Here is a 20,376-nt window from a genome sequence, read left to right as displayed (position 1 = left end):
AATGCAAGATCCATCGGATCGGCGGGTCAAAATGCCTGGGAGGAACAGTTTGAGTCACTTGATCGACGGAATCAAAGGAAACCGGTTTGCCGTTTTCGGCCGGGCCGGCATGGACCTGTTCGCCGATCCGGTCGGTGTCAAAAGCGAACATGCCGACATGTTTCGCGCCGATCTGGGCGGCTCGTCCGCGAATATCTGCGCAGGTCTGGTCAAGCTGGGCAGCCAGGCGTCGCTGATCACCTCCGTCTCGGATGACGCGGTAGGTCGGTTCTGCCTGAACAAGCTGCACCACTACGGCGTGGACACGTCCTACATTCGCGTCGTCGGCGGTGAATACCGCACGTCTCTGGCCGTCTATGAAAGCTGCATCGAAGACTTTCAGAACGTCATCTACCGAAACGGCGCCGTCGATTTCCAGGTCACCGAAGATGACATGGAGCGAGTCGACTATGGCCGCTTCAGCGCAGTAATCTCGGCCGGAACCGTGTTTGCCGCCGAACCGTCGCGCAGCGCCACGTTCCGCGCCTTCGACAACGCGCGCAAGGCTGGCCTGCCGGTGATCTTCGACATCGACTACCGGCCCTACAGCTGGCCCTCGGCGCAGGTCGCCGCGGATGTGCTGTCGCGCGCGGGCGAGGCCAGCGACATGATCGTCGGTAATGACGAAGAGTTCGGCTTCATGGCAGGCGGGATCGAGAAAGGCTTCCGGAAAGCCTGCGATCTGGCCGAGAAACCCGGCCGCATCGTCATCTACAAGATGGGCGAAAAGGGCGCCGTCACCCTGACCGACGGGCAAGAGATCCACACGGGCATCTACCCGGTCACCGCCGTCAAACCCAACGGCGCGGGCGACAGCTTCATGGCCGGGCTGCTGGCCTCGATCGCGGCAGGCCATTCGCTGGAACAGGCGGTGTTGCGCGGATCGGCCTGCGCCTCGATCGTCGTGTCCAAACCAGGCTGCGCGCCCGCCATGCCAACCACCGAAGACCTGGACGCTTTCCTTGCGTCCCACCCCGACCCCACCCCGGCCGGATAGGAGAGCCCGATGCACATCCCCCCGTTCGACAACCAGAACAAACCCATCGTCGATGTCGATGACCCAACCGTGCCGCTGAACTATTTCAACATCGTCAAGTTGAAGCGGGGCGAAGCTTTTGAATATCAGGTCCCGGGATACGAGACCTGCATCGTGCCCGCCACCGGCAGCGTCGACGTGGATGTCGAGGGCGTGAACTTTGCCCATCTGGGCAACCGGGGCGAGGATGTCTGGGACGGCGAGCCCGAGGGCGCCTATGTCCCGTCGGGGGCCCGGGCGCAGATGGTCTGCGTCTCGGAGACGGCCGAGGTGTTCGTGGCCGGCGCAAAGTATGACAAGGCGCTGGACCCGTTCGACGTGCGCGAGCACGACTTGGTGCAATATGGCAGCGACGACACCAAGACCCATCGCAAGATCAAGCATATCCTGGGTCAGAAACAGCATGACAAGGTCGGCCGCCTGCTGGTGAGTGAGCTGTTCACCGTGGGTCAGGGCGGCTGGTCGGGCTTTCCCAGCCACAAGCACGACACCAACCGCCTGCCGGACGAGACCCGGCATGACGAAACCTACAATTTCCGTTTCAAACCCAACTGGGGCTCGGGCCTGCAGATGTTGCAACGCGAGGACAACGAACCGGGCGATGCCTATCACATCGTCGATGGCTCCACGATCTGCATCGACAAGGGCTATCACCCCTGCTGCGTTCTGCCGGGATACGAGATGTATTACTTCACCATCCTCGGCGGGCTGACCCAACGGTCGCTGGTGCAGTATTTCCAACCCACCCATGCCTATCAGATCGAGACGATCCCGGGCATCAAAGACATGATCGCCAAATTCAAATGACCCTCGCTACGCTCAAAGACGTCCTGCAACCCGCCTATGAACAGGGCTATGCCGTCGGCGGCCTGGTGACGCTGGGCTGGGAGGACATGCGCGCCTATGTCGCCGCGGCCGAGGCCGAGAACGCCCCGGTGATCCTGCAGGCCGGCCCCAGCTGCCGCGAACACACGCCGCTGCCGATCCTGGGCAAGATGTTCCGGTATCTGGCCGAGAACGCCTCGGTACCCGTCGTGGCGCATCTGGATCACGGCTATACGTTCGAGGATTGCAAGATCGCGCTGGACAGCGGGTTCACCTCACTGATGTTCGACGGATCGCGTAAGCCGCTGCAGCAGAATATCGACGAGACCGCCGCGATTGCCGAAATGGCCCGCGCCGCGGGTATCTCGTGCGAGGGCGAGATCGGATTCGTCGGCTATTCCGGCGGCGAAGGCTCGGCCGGGACCGACCCGGACGAGGCAGCCACCTTCGCCGCCCAGACCGGCGTGGATGCGATGGCGATCTCGGTCGGAAACGTCCACCTGCAGCAGAACAAGGAAGGCGGGCTGGACGAGGACCGCATCCGCCGGATTCAGGCCGTGACCAACGTGCCGCTGGTGATCCACGGTGGATCAGGTGTGCCGGTCGAACAGCGCGCGCGGCTGGCGCGTGAAACCGCGATCTGCAAGTTCAACATCGGGACCGAGCTGCGCATGGCCTTCGGTGCCGCCCTGCGCGAGGCCGTGAACCGCGACCCCGACCGGTTCGACCGGGTGACTATCCTGAAGGAAACCCATGACCCGGTTGAGGCTGCTGCCCGCACCGTGATCCGCGCCTTTGGTGCGCCGCCGCAGCGGTGACGCTCAGAGCGTGAATGCCGACCGGAAGGCGTCCAACGCGTCTTCCGGATCGCCTGAGGCAAAGGCTTCCATCCCGACAGGGCCACGATAGCCTAGGTCGTTCAATGCACGCGCCACTGTGGCATAATTGATCTCGCCGGTCCCGGGCTCGCAGCGGCCGGGATTGTCGGCCACCTGCACCTCTCCGATCCAGGGCAGGCATTTTTCACACCAGCGGATCAGGTCCCCCTCGCCGATCTGGGTATGGTAAAGGTCGAGATTGATCCGCAACTGCGGACGATCAACCGAAGAAACCAAGGAAAGCACGTCCGCCGTTGACCCAAACGGACAGCCGGGATGGTCTAGCAGATTCAGGTTTTCAAGCGTGAACACCACATCGTTGGCCTCGGCCAGATCGCAGATGCGGTTCAGGGTGTCCCGAGCCTTGAGCCACATCGACCCTGTGACCACGTCATGCTGCCAGATCGGGATTCCGCCATCGCCCAGACCGGTGCCATGCAGGTTCAGACGTGCAACGCCAAGTCGCTTGCCGACCTGAATTGTTTGGGCGGCCGAAGCCAGCAGCATATCGGCCCCGTCATCATCAGCCAGCCGCCCCCGAAGATAGCCGTTCATGATAGTGAAACTGGCGCCGGTTGCGATCAGCTTGTCAATATCGAGATCCGGCCAGTTCCACAGCCCGACGCCGAACCCCAACTCGGCCAGCCGGGCGGCGCGCCATTCCATCGGCCTGTCCAGCCACAGCATCTCGGCACAGGCCGCAAGTTGAAACGGTTGAGGCATTGATTTCGCTTTCGGCATGAAAGTACTCAGATCGAGCCGCCCTCGACCATGAAGTTCCCGGCACTGCACATGGCCGCGTCGTCCGAGGCCAAAAACAGCACCATCCGCGCCACATAGACCGGGTCGATCGGGTCGGGCAGGCATTGGCGATCGATCTGTTTGGCCAGCGCCGCGGGGGTGACCCACAAGTCTTTCTGGCGCTGGGTCATGATCCAGCCGGGCACGACCGTGTTGACCCGGATCCGGTGATCGCCCAGTTCCCGCGCCATGGTGCGGGTCAGGCCGTGCACAGCGGATTTTGCGGTGGCATAGGCGGGAAAGCCCGCGCCGGCCTCCCACCACGAGTTCGAGCCGATATTGATGATCGATCCCGCGCCCTTGTCGATCATGCCGGGCGCCACGGACTGGATGGCAAAAAACATGTGGCGGAGGTTGGTCGCCATGCGCTCGTCCCAATAGTCCGGCGTTACCTCGCGCCAGTCGTGCCGGTCGTCATGCGCGGCGTTGTTGACCAGAACGTCCGCCGCGCCCAGCGCGCCCGCCAGCTCGTCAAAAGCGGACCGCAGCGCCGCGATGTCGCGCAGGTCGCAGGCGGCAAAGGCGTGGGGTCCGTCCAATTCGGCCAGCAGCGCGTTGCCGCCCTCGGCGTTGATGTCAACAAAGCCGACCTTGGCCCCCTGTTCGGCAAAGCCGCGCACGATTTCGCGCCCGATGCCCGAGGCCCCGCCGGTCACGAACACGGTGCGCCCTTTCAGGCTGGGATAGATGGCAAAGTCCTTTGTCATTTGTCGCGCTCCATGATCCATTCCACTTCGGGCGCCGGAACGAAACGCCATTTGCGCAGTGGTCCGGCCATGACGTTCAGGTAATACATCTCGAACCCGTAGGGCGCCCCGCAAGGGTGGTGCCCGCGCGGCACCAGTACCACATCGCCATCGGACACGGCCATGGTTTCGTCCAACTGACCGTCATCGGTATAGACGCGCTGGATGCCAAAGCCGCTGGCCGGGTTCAGGCGATGATAATAGGTCTCTTCCAGATAGGTGATGCGGGGATAGTCATCCTCGTCATGCCGGTGGCTGGGGTAAGATGACCAATGGCCGCTGGGGGTAAAGACCTCGGTCACCAGAAGGCTGTCGGCATAATCTTCGGCCTCCATCGCGATGTTGTTGATGTGGCGCGTGTTCGTTCCCTTGCCGCGCTCAGTCAGGGTGATGCCCTCGGGCCCGATCCGGCGCGGGGCATGGCCGCCTTTGCCCGGGGCCGAGCACACGGCGATCACGCAATCGGTTTCGGCCGTGGCCTCCCACTCGGTGCCGTTGGGCAGGTACAGGCAATGGGGCGGAGATTTTTCGAACACGTTCATCCGGTCGCCCAACACGCCCCAATCCTGCCCGGCGCCGGTGATCCGGGCCTTGCCCTCGACCATCACCAGAATGACCTCGCGGTCGCCGGTGACCTCGGCGGCGCGGTCGCCCGCCCGCAGGTGAAAAAGACCAAAGCCCACATAGCGCCAGCCGGCGCTGGCGGGCGTGATGTCATGCACCTTACCATGGGTTCCGAACGGTTTTCTCAGAAGTTCTGCCATCGGTTTCACCTGTGTTGGGGCAGCACCGGCCGCCCGGGTTCCCTCATGCCGCCTGCCGCAACCGCAGCGCGTCCAGCGCCTGTTCCAACTGCGCCTGCGTCCAGCTTTCCGACACCGCCCGGCGCAGGATGTCCGCCTGGCTGGGCGGAGCGTTCCCACCTATCGGCGGATCGGTATCCAGATTGGTCGGAAAGGGATAGCCTTCGGCCGTGGCCGCGATTGCGGCGCCGATGCGGGCATCATCCAGATCGCCGCGCTGTTTCAACGCCACCAGCGCGGGGAATACGGCCAGACACATCGCCTTGCGATCCACAGCTTCCATCGCGCGCCCGAAGGCCGACGAAACCTGCAACAGGTTGGCCATCCGGTGGATGTCGGCGCTGCTGTTTTCGCCGGCGGCATGGAACAGCGCCGGGTTGAAGAACACCGCATCGCCCTTGGCCAGCGGCAACTGGATGCAGGCCTGTTCGAAATGCGCCCGATGCGCGTCGTCGTGGAATGCGACATAGCCGGGGCCATAAAGCTGCGAGAACGGCAACAGTTTGGTCGGGCCACTTTCGATGGGCATGTCGCAATGGGCAACCGCGCCCTGCAGGGTCAGCGCGGCGGTGACCATATGGGCATGCGACGGGAACTGCGCCGCCTTGTCGGCGGTCTGGAACCCCAGGTGATAATCGCGATGCGCCTGCTGCGCCTTTCCACCCGGCCGCACCTGGTTTATCTGCGCGGTCATCTGGTAATCGGGACCCAGCCAAGCCTCGCAGGCGGCGGCAATCGCCGTGTTGCCGAAATAGAGCGCAAAGCCCTCGGGGTCGCGCAGGCATTGCTTTTGCAGCGCGTTCCACACCCTGTCATTCGCGCCCGAGGCCGCAAAGTGATCGCCTTCGCCGCCCCCGGCCTGACGCTCATCTTCGATGATCCGGCGAAACACCTCGGTTGCCCGGTCGATGACCGTGGTATCGGCATAGGCGCCTTTCAACGCGATCACCCCGGCAGATCGGCCCAAAACCCAGCCCCATTCCGCCAGCAGGGCGCGCCGGGCTTCGGGTGTTTCCAAGGCGGGCCGCAGCGCGTGCATGTCATAGACCGGCACGTTCTTTTCCACCGCGGCCGCGTAGGGCACCTGCTCGGGCCGCAGACTCTGCGAGGTCAGCGCCTTGAATTCGTCCAGATCACAGGACTCACGACCGAAATAGCCGACGAAACCAGGTTGCTGACGGACCATGAAACGCTCCTTTCCCATGGCGGCGCCCCGGGGGGCGAAAGATCAGGCCGTGATCGTCAATCCGGCCTGACCGCAGACCTCGACGATGTGGTCATAGCCCATCTTCGAGTATTCATAGGGCGGGGCCTTGGCCGGGTCCTGCTCGGCCTCGACCACGATCCAGCCTTCGTAATCCATGGCTTTCAACGCATGGGCGACCTCCTGAAAGTCGATGCAGCCATCGCCGGGAACCGTGAAGGCCCCCGCGATCACCGCATCCAGGAAACTGCGCCGGTTGCCGCGGGTGTCGCGCACGATGCCGGGGCGGATGTCCTTGAAATGCACGTGATGCACCCGGTCGCCCCAGCGGTTCAGCGTGGCCAGCACATCACCGCCGCCGAACAGCAGATGCCCGGTGTCAAAGCACAGTTTCACCTCCGGCCCGGATCCGTCCATCAGCCAGTTCACGTCATCTTCGCTTTCTATGATCGTGCCCATGTGGTGGTGATAGGCCATCGGCATGCCCTGATCGGCCATCCACTTGGCCAGTTCGGTGATCTTGGCGCCATAGGCTCTGATCTCGTCCTTCGACAGCTGCGGGCGGTCATTGACCGGGGTGCCGATCTGGCCCTGAACCGTGTTCGAGCATTCGGCATAGACGATGCAGGGGCTGCTCAGCGCCACGAACTGTTCGACCTGCGCGCGCACGGCGTCGCGTTCAGCGGCGAAATCGTTGACCAGCGAATTGCCCGAACACCAGCCACCGCACAGGGCAATGTCGTTGCCTTCCAGATAGGCGCGCAGACCCTCTGTGTCGGCGGGCATACGCTGCCCGCGCTCGACCCCGGTATAGCCGATCTGACGCGCCTCTTTCAGGGCCTGTTCCATCGTGAACGCCGCCGTCAGGTCGGGCAGGTCGTCATTTTGCCACGCAATCGGAGAGATGCCGATCTTCACGCTCATTTGGTGTTTCTTTCCTTGATAGCAGCCTCGTAGGCTGCGCGTTTTTCATTCACTTCAGGACGAGTGCTGACCTCGGGCACCGCCACCTCCCACCACGTGCCGCCATATTCGGTCGAGGGGTACGGGTCGGTGTCGATGACGATCACATAGGGGCCTTTTACGTCGCCGCGTTTGGCCAGCGCCTCTTCCAGCTCGGCGATCGAGCCGACCTTGACCGAGGTCGCCCCCATCGCCGCCGCGTGGGCCGCAAAGTCGATGGCCGAGGGCGTCTCGTGCACCGCATGGTCCAGCAGGTTGTTGAACTCGGCCCCGCCGGTGCCCATCTGCAGCCGGTTGATGCAGCCAAACCCCCGGTTGTCGGTGATCACCACGGTGAAGGACACGCCCATCATCGCTGCCGTCGCCAGTTCCGAGTTGGCCATCATGTAGGTGCCGTCCCCGGTGAAGCAGATCACGTCCCGGTCGGGCTGGGCCATCTTGATGCCCATGGCGCCGGCGATCTCGTAGCCCATGCAGCTGAAGCCGTATTCCATGTGATAGGCCCCCGGACGCGGCGCCTTCCACAGCTTGTGCAGCTCGCCCGGCATGGTGCCGGCGGCGCACATCACCACCGTGTCGTCATGCGCCGCGCGCTGCACCGCGCCTACCACCTGCATGTCGGTGGGCAGCGCGTTGGCGTCGCCCGGCGCATCCGTCAGCGCATCGACCTTGGCAAACCACTCGACCTTGAGCGTGTCGGGAACCGGCTGGGGGCGATAGCCCTGCAGGGCCGCACCCAATTCCTCGATCCCGACCCGCGCATCGGCCAGCAGCGGCATCGCGCCGTGTTTCGCGGCGTCATAGGCGGCGGTGTTCAGGCAGACCATCTTGCGCTCGGGGTTGGAAAATAACCCCCAGGACCCGGTGGTGAAGTCCTGAAACCGCGTGCCGATACCCAGGATCAGATCCGCCTCGGCGCACACGGTGTTGGCGGGTTCGCCCCCGGTCACGCCGACCGGACCCAGGTTCAGCGGGTGATCCCAGGCCAGGGCCGATTTGCCGGCCTGCGTCTCGGCCACGGGGATGTTGTGGGTCTCGGCAAAGGCCCGCAGCGCGTCGGTCGCGCCGGAATAATGGACACCGCCACCGGCCACGATGATCGGGCGTTTGGCCGACCGGATGGCCTCGGCCGCGCGGGCCAGCTCGCTTTCGTCGGGGCGGATGCGGCGCTGGTGCCAGATGCGCGGCTCGAAGAAGCTGAGCGGATAGTCATAGGCCTCGGCCTGCACGTCCTGACAAAAGCCCAGGGTCACCGGCCCGCAATCGGCCGGGTCGGTCATGGTGCGGAAGGCGCGCGGCAGGGCAGTCAGCAGATGTTCGGGCCGGGTGATCCGGTCGAAATAGCGGCTGACCGGGCGGAAACAGTCATTGGCGTTAACGGTGCCGTCAGTGAAATCCTCGATCTGTTGCAGAACGGGGTCAGGGCCACGGCTGGCGAACACATCGCCCGGCAACAGCAGCACCGGCAGGCGGTTCACATGAGCCAGCGCGGCGGCCGTGACCATGTTGGTCGCCCCCGGCCCGATCGACGAGGTGACCGCCATGGCCCGACTGCGCCGCATCTGCTTGGCATAGGCGATCGCGCAATGGGCCATGGTCTGTTCATTGTGACCGCGATAGGTGGGCAGGCTGTCGCGCACGCCGTAGAGCGCTTCGCCCAGACCGGCCACGTTGCCATGGCCGAAAATGGCCCAGACACCGGCGATGAAGGGCTCGCCGTCTTCGTTCATCTGCGCGCCAAGGTAACGCACCAGGGCCTGCGCCGCGGTCAGTCGGATTGTCTTGCTCATCATGATCCCTTTCAGAACGAGGCCGCCGTGGGCAATCCGTTGCAATCATTCTGTCGTGAAAGGATCCGACACGCCCACCACCCAGACCGGGTGGCCCGGCCTGCCGGACCCTGGTGATACTGGCGCCCCCCATGATGCGGGACACCGGGGAGAATCCTTCAGACGGTGCCGCCCAGCGACCCTTCCAACTCGGCCATCTCCTGCCCGCCGGCCATCATGTCCTGCAGCTCTTCGGGCGAGATCTCGCCGCGCCGGGCGGTGCCCAGCGTCTTGCCGCGGTTCAGAACCGTGAACCGGTCGCCCACGGCCAGCGCGTGCCGGACATTGTGGCTGATGAAGACCACGCCGATACCCTGGCTGCGCACCTTGTCGATGGTGGCCAGCACGTTCGAGGTCTGCCGCACGCCCAGCGCCGAGGTCGGTTCGTCCAGGATAAGGATCTTGGCGCCGAAATAGACCGCTCGGGCGATCGCCACGGTCTGGCGCTCGCCCCCCGACAGGGTGCCTACCGCCTGATCGGGGCCACGCAGGTTGATGCCCATCTTGCGCATCTCTTCCATGCAGACCTCGTTGGCGTGCTCGATGTCAAACCGTTTCAACAGGCCTTTTCCCTTGGTCGGCTCGCGCCCCATGAAGAAATTGCGCGTGACGCTCATCAGCGGGATCATCGCCAGGTCCTGGAACACGGTGGCGATGCCCGCCTCCATCGCGTCGCGAGGCGTGTCGAAGGACATCGGCTGACCTTCGAAATAGATCTCGCCCTTGGTGGGTTTGTGCACGCCCGACATCGTCTTGATGAAGGTCGATTTGCCCGCCCCGTTGTCACCCAGCAGGCAGTGGCATTCACCCGGTTTGACGTCGAAGCTGACGCCCGCCAACGCGATGATATTGCCGAAATGCTTTTCGATGTCCTTCATTTCGACGATCGGGGCCACATCCTTGACCGCGTCGCCGTGATGGAACTTGGTATCTTCGGTCATGTCAGCGCTCCCCGGTTACGCGTTTGCGGATCGCGTTGTTGAACAGAACGGCGATCAGCAGCATCGCCCCCAGGAACACCTGGAACCAGTCCTGATCGAAATCGGTATAGGTCAGGCCGATGACCACCATGCCGAAGATAATCGCCCCGAAGAACGCTCCGATGGCCGAGCCATACCCGCCGGTCAGCAGACAGCCGCCGATCACCGCGGCGATGATCGCCTCGAATTCCTTCTGGAAGCCGCGCCGCGCATCGGTCGAGCCTGCGTCGATTACGGTGATGATCGCCACCAGCGCAGCGCAGCAGGCGGTCAACATGAACAGGGATATCTTGACCCTGTTCACCGGTACGCCCGAGTTCGATGCGGCAACCCGATCGCCGCCCGAGGCGAAGATCCAGTTGCCGGCCGGAGTGCGCAGCAGAACATAGGTGGCGGCGATGGCGAAGGCCACGAACCACAGGATTTCAACCGGGACACCCGGCACTTTGGGCGCGCCGCTTTTGAAAGTGTCGATCAAGCCCTTTTCGGCCAGCCAGGTAAACAGGCTGCCGAAGGCTTCGCCGGAAAAGAACGGCGCGAGCCAGTCATTTTCGACCTGGTCGCGCACGCCGCGCAGCTGGGTCGACCCGCCAGTGGCGGCTTTGAGCCCCACCAGGGACAGGCCACGCAGAATGAACAGAAACGCCAGCGTCACGATGAAGGATGGCAGACCCGAGCGGATGACGATGGTGCCGTTGACTGCCCCGACAAAGGCCGCAAAGGCAAACGTCATCGGGATCGCGGCGGCAAGGGGCAGTTGCCAAGTCACCACGCAGACCCCGAAGAACAGGCCGGCAAAGGCCACCATGGACCCAATCGACAGGTCAAACTCGCCCCCGATCATCAGCAGCGCCGCGCCGATGGCCAGAATACCCAGTTGGGCGGCCGGGGTCATGAAGTTCATGATGCCGGCAAGCGTGAACATCGATTCATCGGCCGTGATGGCGAAGAAGATGAAGACAAGGATCGCCCCTGCAATGGCCCCCAGTTCGGGCCGCTTCATCAGCTTGGTCAGGAACGGTTCCTTTTTGATCCGTTCGTCCACCGCCACTTGTGCAGACTCGGTCATGGTTTCCTCCCGTTTGGCAGGGGCGGCGCCCTAACGCCGCCCCGATTTTCAGCCCGCCTCTATCAGCGGATGCCCTGAGCGGACAGCTCGACCACCTGACCGGCCTTGTCGGCGGTGATCAGGTTCGGACCCGAGGGCACGTTGCCGCCCGGCATCAGGCCGTACTTGGCGTTCAGCGCCATGAATACGACCGGCAGATAACCCTGCAGATACTGCTGCTGGTCCACCGCAAAGGCCGCGTCACCGTCGACGATCGACTGCAGGAAGTTGGCCGACAGGTCGAACGAGGCCACGTTAACGTCGCGCCCCGACCCTTTGACGGCGGCCACGGCGGGCTCACCGGCCGAGCTTGCGCCCAGCGCCATCACGGTATCGACGCTTTCATCCGCAGCCAGAGCCGCCGACACTTTCGACTCGATCTCGGACGGGTCGTTCGACGTGGGCAGAACGGTCACGTTGCCGCCAAAGCCCTCGGTGAAACCGGCGCAGCGCAGGTCCAGCGCGACGTTGCCGACTTCGTGGTTCACACAGATCGCATTCTTGCCGCCCATTTCGGCCAGCTTCTCACCGGCGGCCTTGCCGGCGTCGAACTCATCCTGGCCGACATGCAGCGCCGCGCCCAGCTCCTTGGACACGTCCGAGCCCGAGTTCATCGATATTACCGGGATGCCCGCGGCAACCGCGCGTTCGATCGAGGGGCCAAGCGCGTCGGCATCCGGGATCGAAACGATCAGCCCGTCGGGTTCCTGGTTCACGGCGGCGTCGATCAGCTGCGACATGGCGACCATGTCGAAAGTTTCGGGCGCGCGGTATTCGACGTTCACGCCCATGTCCTTGCCGGCCTGCTCGACGCCATTCTTGACCACGTTCCAGAACGCGTCATTCGCCTGGCCGTGCGACACGACCACGATATCCTGCGCAAAGGCCGGAGTGGCCAGCGCCAACGCGCCGGCGGCGAGCGCCCCTTTGAAAAATTTGTTCATTACGTTTCCTCCCACTAGGACAGATCATTTCCTTGTCCGGGTCTCAGGACCCTTTCATTCGACCGAGGCCGAATCTCTGCCGTCCCGTAGCGCTACGAGACCATTTCAGTTTCCGCATCTGGCGTCATTTTGCAACCGGTTTCAAAAATTCCTCCAATCGGACCGGCGCGCCGGTCCGCGCCGAGCGGGTCGCGGCCTCGGCCATTGCCAGCGCGGCGACCCCGTCTTCCAGGGTGACCGGCACCTGGCTTCCGGTGGTAATCGCCGTCACGAACGCATCCCATTCGGCGCGATACGCCGCCATGTAGCGCTCGAGAAAGAAATAGGTCGGTTTGGCACTGAGGACGCCATCGGCGGTTGATTTGACGACCGTGTGTTCCAGAACGTTCTGCGCCTGCAGCAATCCGCCCGAGCCCAGGATCTCGACGCGCTGGTCATAGCCATAGACCGCGCGGCGCGAATTCTTGATGACCGCGATCCTCCCATCCGCATAGGTCATGGTGACGACAGCGGTATCGACATCACCGGCGGCGGCGATTTCCGGGTCGACGACCGAGGTTCCGACCGCCGAGATGGTTTCGGGCAGCGCGCCCATCATGTAGTTGGACAGGTCGAAATCGTGGATCATCATGTCCCGGAACAGCCCGCCAGACACTTTGATGTAGCCGACCGGCGGCGGCGCCGGATCGAAAGAGGTCACGGCCAGCAGTTCGGGCGCACCGATCTCGCCGTCCTGCAACGAGGCCTTTAGAGTCGCGAAATTCGGGTCGAACCGGCGGTTGAACCCGATCATGACGGGTTGCCCGTTCTGCGCGGCGACGCGCTGACAGGCCATGGCGCGGGCCAGGTCAAGGTCCACCGGCTTCTCGCACAGCACCGCCTTTCCCGCAGCGGTTGCGGCCTCGATCAGGTCCGAATGGGTATCGGTCGGCGTCGCGATCAGAACCGCGTCGATCTGCGGGTCCGCGATGATGTCGTCCGAACGGCGCATGTCGGCACGATGGGCCGCGGCCAATGTTCGGGCGTTGTCCTCGATTGCATCCGAAACCGCGGACAGGACACTGTTCGGGTGCTGCGAGATCGTCCGCGCATGAACCTGCCCGATACGACCCGCCCCAAGCAATCCGACCCTGAGCATTTCGATCCCCCCAGATTAGAAATCTGAGGGGACCATGTTATTTTTTGCAACCGGTTGCAAGCCTTTTCTTCGGGGTGGCGTGCCACAAGTCACGGCGGCAACCGGACAAGCGCCAGGCGCGCTGTTGCAATACAGCCTACCGCGACAGACAGTCGGCCAAAGTCTGCGCCATGTAGCGGATCGTCTGCGGATACAGATCCGCGCCCGGCTCAAGATTCGCCCCCAGCGGGTCTATGACAGCAGTCTCGGCTGTTGACCCCTCCAAAACGGTTGCGACGAGACCTGGGTTGAATTGCGGCTCGGTCAACACGCAATCGACGCCTTCGTCACGAATGCGCGCCCGGATTTCCGCAAGTCGCGCCGGCGACGGGTCGGTCGCGTCGCTGATCGAGATCGCACCGGAGGCCGGGAAATCGAACGCGTACTCGAAATACTGATAGGCATCGTGGAACACGACGAACCGCCCGCCCCGGACCGGCGCAAGCATGGTGGTCAGTTCATCGGTCAGAGCCGACAGATCCTCTTGCGCAGCTGCGGCGTTGGCGTAGTAGGTGCCTGCATTCTCGGGATCGGCCGCCGAAAGCTGTGCTGCGATCAAGGTCAGCCAGTTTTGGGCGTTTTGCGGCGACAGCCAGGCGTGCGGATCATGCGCGCCATGTGCATGACGATGTTGGTCCGCGTGGTCATCGTCATGCTCGTCCTCGTGGCCATGGGCATCATGGTCGTCGTGCTCATGATTGTCGTGATCCGCATGGTCGTGCCCTTCATGGTCAGCATGATCATCGTGATCGGCATGACCATCATGGTCGTGTGCTTCGAACAAAGCCCCTTCGCGGATGTCCAAAAGATGCGTGCTATCGGACTCCAGCAGGGTGGTCACGGTCGCCCCGCCCGCCAGCGAATCGATCGCACCTTCCAACCAGGGGGTCAGATCTTTTCCCATCCAGAACACCAGATCGGCCTCTTGCAGCGCGGCGGCTTCGGACGGACGCAGATTGTATTCATGGGGCGAAGCGGTGGGCGGCACGATCAGGTCAGGGCTGCCCACCCCGGCCATGACCCGCACCACCAGCGAATGGACCGGCGCAATATCGACAGCCACGCGGGGCACATCTGCCATGGCCGCGCCCCCGAGCAAGACCGCGGCGATCGTTTTCAAGACAAGCGTTCTGGACATCGGACTCTCTGTGTGATTTTATAACATAGCGAGCGACATACATGATATGAAATAACATGACAAGTGATCCGCAATCCCTGCCGTCCGACCACACGGCCCCGGTCGGCTTTCGCGCACATGACCATGACAGTTGCGTTGAAACGGCCCTAGCCGCGGCCGAAGCACGGTGCAAGGAACGTGGGCTGCGCCTGACCCCGGTCCGGCGCAAGGTGCTCGAGATGTTGTTGCAGGAACATCGCGCGATGGGCGCCTATTCAATTCTGGATCGCCTGCGCGAAGCGGGATTCGGTTCTCAGCCACCTGTGGCCTATCGGGCGTTGGAATTCCTTGTCAAAAACGAGTTCGCCCACAAGATCGAACGCCTCAACGCGTTTGTCGCCTGCTCGCATCCCGGGGCCACCCATTCGCCGGCCTTCATGATCTGTCGAAAATGCGATGCGGTCGCCGAGGCACAGGCGGCAACGGCAAAGGGAGGTTTGGGCGCCGCCGCCCGCGCGGCAGGGTTCGAAATCGAACGCACCGTGGTGGAAGCCGAAGGCTTGTGCCCGGATTGCACCGAAAAGGCCCAATAATGCCCCTCGTAACCGTTGAACACCTCAGCCTGCGCTACGGCGCCAACACCGTTCTGCGCGACGTGGACATGGTGATCGAACCGGGCGAGATCGTCACTATCGTCGGCCCCAACGGGTCGGGCAAGACCAGCCTGTTGCGGGCCGTTATCGGCGCGGAGAAACCAAGCTCCGGCCGGGTAATCCGCAAGCCCGGCCTCAAGATTGGCTATGTGCCACAAAAGCTGCATATCGACCCGACACTGCCGATCTCGGTCGAACGGTTCATGCGCCTGACCCACCCGGTGACGCACAAAGACTGCGTCGCGGCCCTGAACCGCGCCGGTGCTCCCGACCTGATGAAGCGCCAGATGTCGCAGCTGTCCGGCGGGCAGTTTCAGAGGGTTCTGCTGGCGCGCGCGCTAATCGACCAGCCCTATCTCCTTTTGCTTGACGAAGCGACCCAGGGCCTGGACCAACCCGGCTCGGCCGCCTTCTATCGTCAGATCGAGGAGGTTCGTAGTGAAACCGGCTGCGCCATTTTGATGGTCAGTCACGAGTTGCACGTGGTCATGAGCGCCTCGGACCGGGTCATCTGTCTCAATGGGCACGTGTGCTGCGCGGGCTCTCCGGCGGTGGTGGCCTCGGCACCGGAATACCGGGCACTGTTCGGAACGGGCACCGGCGGCGCGCTGGCCTTGTACCGCCACGACCATGACCACGCCCATGACCAATGCGACACCACGCGAGAAGCTGCTGAATGATGCTTGATGATTTCATGATACGCGCCACGCTCGCGGGGGTAGGCGTCGCCTTTGCCGCGGCCCCTTTGGGATGTTTCGTAGTCTGGCGCCGTATGGCCTATTTCGGGGATGCGACCGCACATGCCGCGATTCTGGGCGTGGCGCTCTCATTGGCATTTCAGATGTCGGTCTTCACCGGCGCCCTGGTCGTTGCTCTTCTGATGGCCCTGACGGTCAACACGCTGTCACGGCGCGGCTACGCGATGGATACGTTGCTGGGCGTCATGGCTCACTCGGCGCTGGCTTTCGGGTTGGTGGCGGTGTCCTTCCTGTCCGGCGTACGAATCGACCTCATGGCGTATCTCTTCGGCGACATCCTGGCAGTGTCGCCCGCGGATCTGGCCGTGATCTGGGGCGGGGCCGCTCTTGTCGTCGCGCTGATCGGCTGGCGCTGGTCGCGGTTGCTGACGGCGACATTGAACGAGGATCTGGCCTATGCCAGCGGATTCGACCCAAGGAAGGAACAACTGATTCTGACGATTGCTCTGGCCGTGACGGTGGCGGTTGCCATCAAGGTCGTTGGCGTGCTGTTGATCGCAGCGATGTTGATCGTTCCGGCCGCTGCCGCCCGCAACCTTGCGCGATCGCCCGAAGCCATGGCCTTGACCGCAGCGGCCATTGGTGGGGCGTCAGCAGTTGCCGGACTTCGTGCCGCCTATATGGCGGACACGCCGGCAGGCCCGACGATCGTCTGTGTGGCAGCCCTCGTTTTTGCTTGCCTGAGCTTGTTCGCACCGAACGTTCAGGGCCGCCGCTAGGATCCCGAGTCCCAACGGGTCTTTTCGTTTGGGGCCGATCCGACTGCCTTGGCGTGCCACTTCGTGGTGGTCCGGTTTGATTGTTAGTTCATCGTGGGCCTTGCGACCATCGGGACGACGCTTTGGGGCGCGGTTGGGCGTTAGCCCAATGCGCTGTGCGGCCTGACGGTGTTGTAGTGTGCGCGCCAATGCTCGATCAGGATTTGAGCTGCCCGAAAGGTGTAGAACAACTCGCCATTCAGCAGCTCCTCCCGGAACCGCGCGTTGAAGCTTTCACAGTATCCGGTTTCCCAGGGTGATCCCGGCTCGAAATAGGTCGTCTTTGCCCGGACCGCCGCGATCCAGTTCCGCACCTTCTGCGCGATAAGTTCCGGGCCATTGTCGGATCTTGTATATTGGGGCGGTCCGCGCAGTATGAACAGGTCCTTCACCGCATCCAGTACGTCCGTGGAGTTGAGTTTGCGATCCACGCGGATCATAGCGCCCGTATTGATCGGCCAACTCGATGATGTCGTCCGTTAGACGTTGCTCATCGGCACGGCCATGGGGCACTTCGCGCTGGGTGGATCGGTGCTGACCGAGCGTGCGACAGGCGCGGCGCTCAGACACGCCAAGCTCCCGCCGCACATGGTCGATGCATTTCCGACGACGCGAAGGGCTCAGAAGTTTCCCTTCGCAGCCTCCGTCAGAACGAGATTGTCCAGCGTCAGGTCGGATATTTGCCAAGAGGGTAAACGTGATCCGCCGCGAAACCCTCTATGAGCATTTCCTTTGTCCCGTGTCGCGTCGTCGCCGCTGAGAGGCCTCGGGGCTGGACGTAATTGATTGAACCCTTTGAGGAGCGGAGGGACGCGCTTTCAGCGCCATGTCGCATATAAAAGCCGCGCTGAGGGCGGCGCTAGCGTATTGTAATATATGTTGGAATTTGGTTGCGGGGAGAGGATTTGGCCTATACCGAACGTTAACGGAACTATTAATCTAAAAAGCCATCTCTACGCATTCCCTGTCTGTTTGAAATAATGGCCGCTTTGGACTAAAAAGTGACAATCAAGAAACCCGTTTCAAGGTCCGCACTGAGCCCTTACGGACATGATCCAGCTCTGACGCTCGCAGATGCGGCGTAAAATCGACTGAAGCTTTCAGCTGCGCCGCAAAAAAATGCGGTCGTTCATGATGACCGCACCGAGTTCCCGGGCATCAATGTCCGAGTTTCGGACCAAACGGACCTTCATCCATTCCGTCTCAATCGGCGCGATAGCGGCTCAAACTGGTCATTGATTTCAGGCGCAGAGAAGTTCCGTTTCGAGCCCTTTTGTGACCGATGCTGAGCCACGCACTAAGGTCTGAGATGGGTCTATTTTGTTGAAAAACTTGCCCTTGATAGGAACCGAAGTCGCTGATTCAATTTCCGTGTTAGATGGGGGATTGAACGATGATGGGACCGAGGCAGGAAGCGCAGGCATCACTGTTCTATGAGTTCTCACTCGAAGATCACGTGCCTCAGGGCCATTTGTTGCGGTCGATTGACCAGTTTGACGATCTGAGCAGCATCCACGCCCACCTGGCGGATTGGCTTTTCACACGCCGTTCGCGGTGGCCCGCCAATGCTGCAGAAGAAAAGAATGAGGTCACTCAGGAGCAGTGCAGCTTTTCTTCTCAAGACAACGGTTGTGGTGTATGGCGATTTCTCAAGTCGATCACATCCCCAAGAGCACGCGGGCAGCTCGGGCCAGCACCATCGGGTCGAGGTCAGTGCGTGCCACTGCCGGCGGCGGGTCCACCCGCCCTGTCAAGCTCGACACGGCAGCGCGGGCGGAGCGCACAGAATACTCCACTGTGAAAACGCAATCCAGTGGCAGCTCGCAATATTGCCCGATCACCGCAAAGTTCTGCGCGCCAATCGGGCGCACATCGGGACGATCTCCTGGGCGACGCGGCATGAACTGGCTGGTAATGAACGGCATCCGACAGGGCAGTACGCGCGCGCCATCGAACCATGCCTTTTGCGCATTGTTCAGCCTCAGATGACAGGAGAGCTCGGAGATAATCTCATCACCCGTGGCCTCCCACATGGGTTTGTGTACGAAATCGCCGGAACGTTCACCACGCAGCCCATAGCCCCAGAACGTGTATGTGCCATGTTTCTGACCGCGAAAGTGGGGCTGGTGAAAGAGCACGATGGAAAGGGTCCAGGCAGAATCGGCAAAGGTGACAAGTCCTCCGGTTCCGGTCCGATTGTTGGTGTAATCCTCCATGAACTCAAAGAAATCCGGACCATCCAGGGTGGCGGTGAAGGAATGCCACGCGGTCTTGCCGGTGTCGCTGCAGAACGCCTCGGGATGGCCGAAGCCTTCATGCTGCGCCGCGAGCTTGCGCCAAAGCAACCAGGCGCCGCCCTCTCTATCCTCCAAGGATGGTGCGCGGTTATTTGAACCCATGACAGACGAGTCAGTCATGGAGCCGAGAGTCAGATAGACGCGATCAGATTCGGTTATCGGTGCCGTAGTGCCATCCACAAACTCCAGAGCGGTGACGCGGCGGTCCCGCCTTGCACCCTCAATCCTCACATCGACGACCTGCGCGCCGATGGCGATATGAACGCCCCTGTCTTGCAACCAGGTCACGATCGGTGCAATCAGCGAGTCGTACTGATTGTACCGAGTGCGCAGGATCCCGGCGATCCGGGTGAAGCCGGGAAACAGGTGGATGAACCGCCGCAAGTAGCGCCGCATCTCGCTTAGCGCGTGCCAAGGCTGAAACGAGAACATGGTGGACCACATCAGCCAGAAATTGCTTTCAAAGAAGGATGGCTTGAACCAGTCGTCGATTCTCTGGGAGCCCAGGCTGCGTTCCGAATGCAAGATCAGACGGTTGATATCGATGATGTCACGGGCTTCGAGCGTAAGGTCGTAGCGATCCGCAGCCGGTTTTCCGTCACGCACAAGGCGGCAGTTGGAGGATCCTGTCACCATGCCATTGAAAGCCAAGATGTCCTCGGTGACGGAGACGTTGGGGTCGTCCACTGAAGGAATGGTGTTCAGAAGGTCAAAGGTGCAAACGAAATGCTCTTCGAACATCCGACCGCCGCGGATCATGTATCCATCCGCAGCGTTACCAGACCCGTCGAGAGACCCCCCGGTTACGTCGAGCTGTTCATAAATTCGGACTCTTTCGCCTTCGACACCCGCGTCCCGGACAAGGAATACGGCCGCTGCCAACCCGGCAATACCGCCACCCACAATATGGTGCTCTACATGTGGTACGTCGGCAGGCATGGCGTATGGCCCTTTCGTTGTGGACAATGCTCTTGTGGCACAGTTCCCGTGGCATGGCGTTGTCCCAAATCAAGGCAAGGCGCCTTGAAGCAAGCAGGCGCAGCGAAAGTCCCCTATCCGGAACTTAGTTCCCTTTCTCGTGTGATGCAGCATCCGCTTTGGGTTCGAAGCAGTCGTTGCTTGAATTCAACTTAAAGTCTGCTCTGCGGGCGATACAGACTTAGAATGTCTCTGTCGCTACGCGTTATGTGTGCACCTTAGAAAGGTTGAGCAGACTTTACATCACAGTGAGTGGTTTTGCGACGGGCAGGTCTAATCTTTAGGTAGCGGAGGGACGCGCTTTCAGCGCCATGTCGGATATGAAAGCCGCGCTGAGTGCGGTGCGAGGGTATTGTAATATATGTTGGAATTTGGTTGCGGGGAGAGGATTTGAACCTCTGACCTTCAGGTTATGAGCCTGACGAGCTACCTGGCTGCTCCACCCCGCGCCATTTTTTTGGCGTTTGGCCTTCAGAGATTTT

Annotated in this window: 18 protein-coding genes, 1 tRNA gene and 2 pseudogenes; 7 read left to right on the top strand and 14 right to left on the bottom strand. The window is 62.2% G+C overall.

The features are described 5' to 3' along the window. Positions 1-31: 31 nt before the first annotated feature. From AC2FME_RS17465 to AC2FME_RS17455, 3 genes are read left to right on the top strand one after another with little or no spacing between them, the layout of a single operon-like run. Complete coding sequence (locus AC2FME_RS17465) at positions 32-1,036, top strand: PfkB family carbohydrate kinase (RefSeq protein WP_496801113.1); 1,005 nt, start codon at positions 32-34, stop codon at positions 1,034-1,036. 9 nt (positions 1,037-1,045) lie between these two features. Then, complete coding sequence (locus AC2FME_RS17460; RefSeq protein WP_496801112.1) at positions 1,046-1,882, top strand: 5-deoxy-glucuronate isomerase; 837 nt, start codon at positions 1,046-1,048, stop codon at positions 1,880-1,882. Further along, complete coding sequence (locus AC2FME_RS17455) at positions 1,879-2,718, top strand: class II fructose-bisphosphate aldolase (RefSeq protein ID WP_496680561.1); 840 nt, start codon at positions 1,879-1,881, stop codon at positions 2,716-2,718. Before AC2FME_RS17460 ends, AC2FME_RS17455 begins: the two co-directional genes overlap by 4 nt. Before the next feature lie 3 nt (positions 2,719-2,721). On the opposite strand, the gene AC2FME_RS17450 is transcribed toward AC2FME_RS17455, so the two are convergent. From AC2FME_RS17450 to AC2FME_RS17400, 11 genes are all read right to left on the bottom strand, one after another. Further along, positions 2,722-3,501, bottom strand: coding sequence for a TIM barrel protein (locus tag AC2FME_RS17450; RefSeq protein ID WP_496801111.1), 780 nt, complete (start codon positions 3,499-3,501; stop codon positions 2,722-2,724). 26 nt (positions 3,502-3,527) lie between these two features. Next, positions 3,528-4,286: an SDR family NAD(P)-dependent oxidoreductase gene (locus tag AC2FME_RS17445; protein WP_496801110.1), complete on the bottom strand. Its 759-nt coding sequence runs from the start codon at positions 4,284-4,286 to the stop codon at positions 3,528-3,530. Continuing rightward, complete coding sequence (gene iolB, locus AC2FME_RS17440) at positions 4,283-5,089, bottom strand: 5-deoxy-glucuronate isomerase (protein WP_496680566.1); 807 nt, start codon at positions 5,087-5,089, stop codon at positions 4,283-4,285. Before iolB ends, AC2FME_RS17445 begins: the two co-directional genes overlap by 4 nt. A gap of 43 nt (positions 5,090-5,132) precedes the next feature. After that, entirely contained in the window at positions 5,133-6,314 is a 1,182-nt protein-coding gene (locus AC2FME_RS17435; protein ID WP_496801109.1) for a phytanoyl-CoA dioxygenase family protein, read from the bottom strand. Positions 6,315-6,356: 42 nt separating this feature from the next. Next, the gene (iolE, locus tag AC2FME_RS17430; RefSeq protein ID WP_496801108.1) at positions 6,357-7,256 is read right to left on the bottom strand and encodes a myo-inosose-2 dehydratase; all 900 of its coding nucleotides are present in this window, start codon (positions 7,254-7,256) and stop codon (positions 6,357-6,359) included. After that, complete coding sequence (gene iolD, locus AC2FME_RS17425) at positions 7,253-9,085, bottom strand: 3D-(3,5/4)-trihydroxycyclohexane-1,2-dione acylhydrolase (decyclizing) (RefSeq protein WP_496801107.1); 1,833 nt, start codon at positions 9,083-9,085, stop codon at positions 7,253-7,255. The genes iolE and iolD overlap by 4 nt, the downstream gene beginning before the upstream one ends. Positions 9,086-9,243: 158 nt before the next feature. Continuing rightward, complete coding sequence (locus AC2FME_RS17420; RefSeq protein ID WP_496687424.1) at positions 9,244-10,065, bottom strand: ATP-binding cassette domain-containing protein; 822 nt, start codon at positions 10,063-10,065, stop codon at positions 9,244-9,246. Between the two features lies 1 nt (position 10,066). Further along, positions 10,067-11,173: an ABC transporter permease gene (locus tag AC2FME_RS17415; RefSeq protein WP_496680574.1), complete on the bottom strand. Its 1,107-nt coding sequence runs from the start codon at positions 11,171-11,173 to the stop codon at positions 10,067-10,069. A gap of 62 nt (positions 11,174-11,235) precedes the next feature. Beyond that, positions 11,236-12,156 (bottom strand): sugar ABC transporter substrate-binding protein, encoded by a 921-nt coding sequence (locus tag AC2FME_RS17410; RefSeq protein WP_496680575.1) that lies wholly within the window; start codon positions 12,154-12,156, stop codon positions 11,236-11,238. A 124-nt stretch (positions 12,157-12,280) separates the two neighbouring features. Continuing rightward, positions 12,281-13,294, bottom strand: a complete 1,014-nt coding sequence (iolG, locus tag AC2FME_RS17405) for an inositol 2-dehydrogenase (RefSeq protein ID WP_496801106.1) — start codon at positions 13,292-13,294, stop codon at positions 12,281-12,283. 136 nt (positions 13,295-13,430) lie between these two features. Further along, complete coding sequence (locus tag AC2FME_RS17400; RefSeq protein WP_496743245.1) at positions 13,431-14,471, bottom strand: zinc ABC transporter substrate-binding protein; 1,041 nt, start codon at positions 14,469-14,471, stop codon at positions 13,431-13,433. 56 nt (positions 14,472-14,527) lie between these two features. Between AC2FME_RS17400 and AC2FME_RS17395 the strand changes: the two genes are divergently transcribed. The 3 genes from AC2FME_RS17395 to AC2FME_RS17385 are packed head-to-tail and all read left to right on the top strand — an operon-like array spanning position 14,528 to position 16,580. Continuing rightward, on the top strand, positions 14,528-15,043 hold the full coding sequence (locus tag AC2FME_RS17395) for a transcriptional repressor (protein ID WP_496687419.1): 516 nt from the start codon (positions 14,528-14,530) through the stop codon (positions 15,041-15,043). After that, a complete protein-coding gene (locus AC2FME_RS17390; RefSeq protein WP_496801105.1) occupies positions 15,043-15,783 on the top strand; it encodes an ATP-binding cassette domain-containing protein in 741 nt (246 codons plus the stop codon). The genes AC2FME_RS17395 and AC2FME_RS17390 overlap by 1 nt, the downstream gene beginning before the upstream one ends. Further along, complete coding sequence (locus AC2FME_RS17385) at positions 15,783-16,580, top strand: metal ABC transporter permease (RefSeq protein ID WP_496801117.1); 798 nt, start codon at positions 15,783-15,785, stop codon at positions 16,578-16,580. The genes AC2FME_RS17390 and AC2FME_RS17385 overlap by 1 nt, the downstream gene beginning before the upstream one ends. 140 nt (positions 16,581-16,720) lie before the next feature. Here AC2FME_RS17385 and AC2FME_RS17380 read toward each other — a convergent pair. Continuing rightward, positions 16,721-17,299, bottom strand: a pseudogene (locus tag AC2FME_RS17380) (integrase core domain-containing protein); the annotation flags it as partial. Between the two features lie 713 nt (positions 17,300-18,012). Here AC2FME_RS17380 and AC2FME_RS17375 point away from each other — a divergent pair. After that, a pseudogene (locus tag AC2FME_RS17375) lies at positions 18,013-18,153 on the top strand (IS5/IS1182 family transposase); the annotation flags it as partial. A 124-nt stretch (positions 18,154-18,277) separates the two neighbouring features. On the opposite strand, the gene AC2FME_RS17370 reads toward AC2FME_RS17375, so the two are convergent. Next, positions 18,278-19,855, bottom strand: a complete 1,578-nt coding sequence (locus AC2FME_RS17370; RefSeq protein ID WP_496801104.1) for an oleate hydratase — start codon at positions 19,853-19,855, stop codon at positions 18,278-18,280. Between the two features lie 411 nt (positions 19,856-20,266). Further along, positions 20,267-20,343 (bottom strand) — tRNA-Met (locus tag AC2FME_RS17365). Between the last annotated feature and the right edge of the window lie 33 nt (positions 20,344-20,376).

Source organism: Ruegeria sp. BHSC026 (assembly GCF_059613065.1).
The sequence above is the reverse complement of the archived record's forward strand: the minus strand, read 5'-3'. Positions and strand labels throughout refer to the sequence as shown.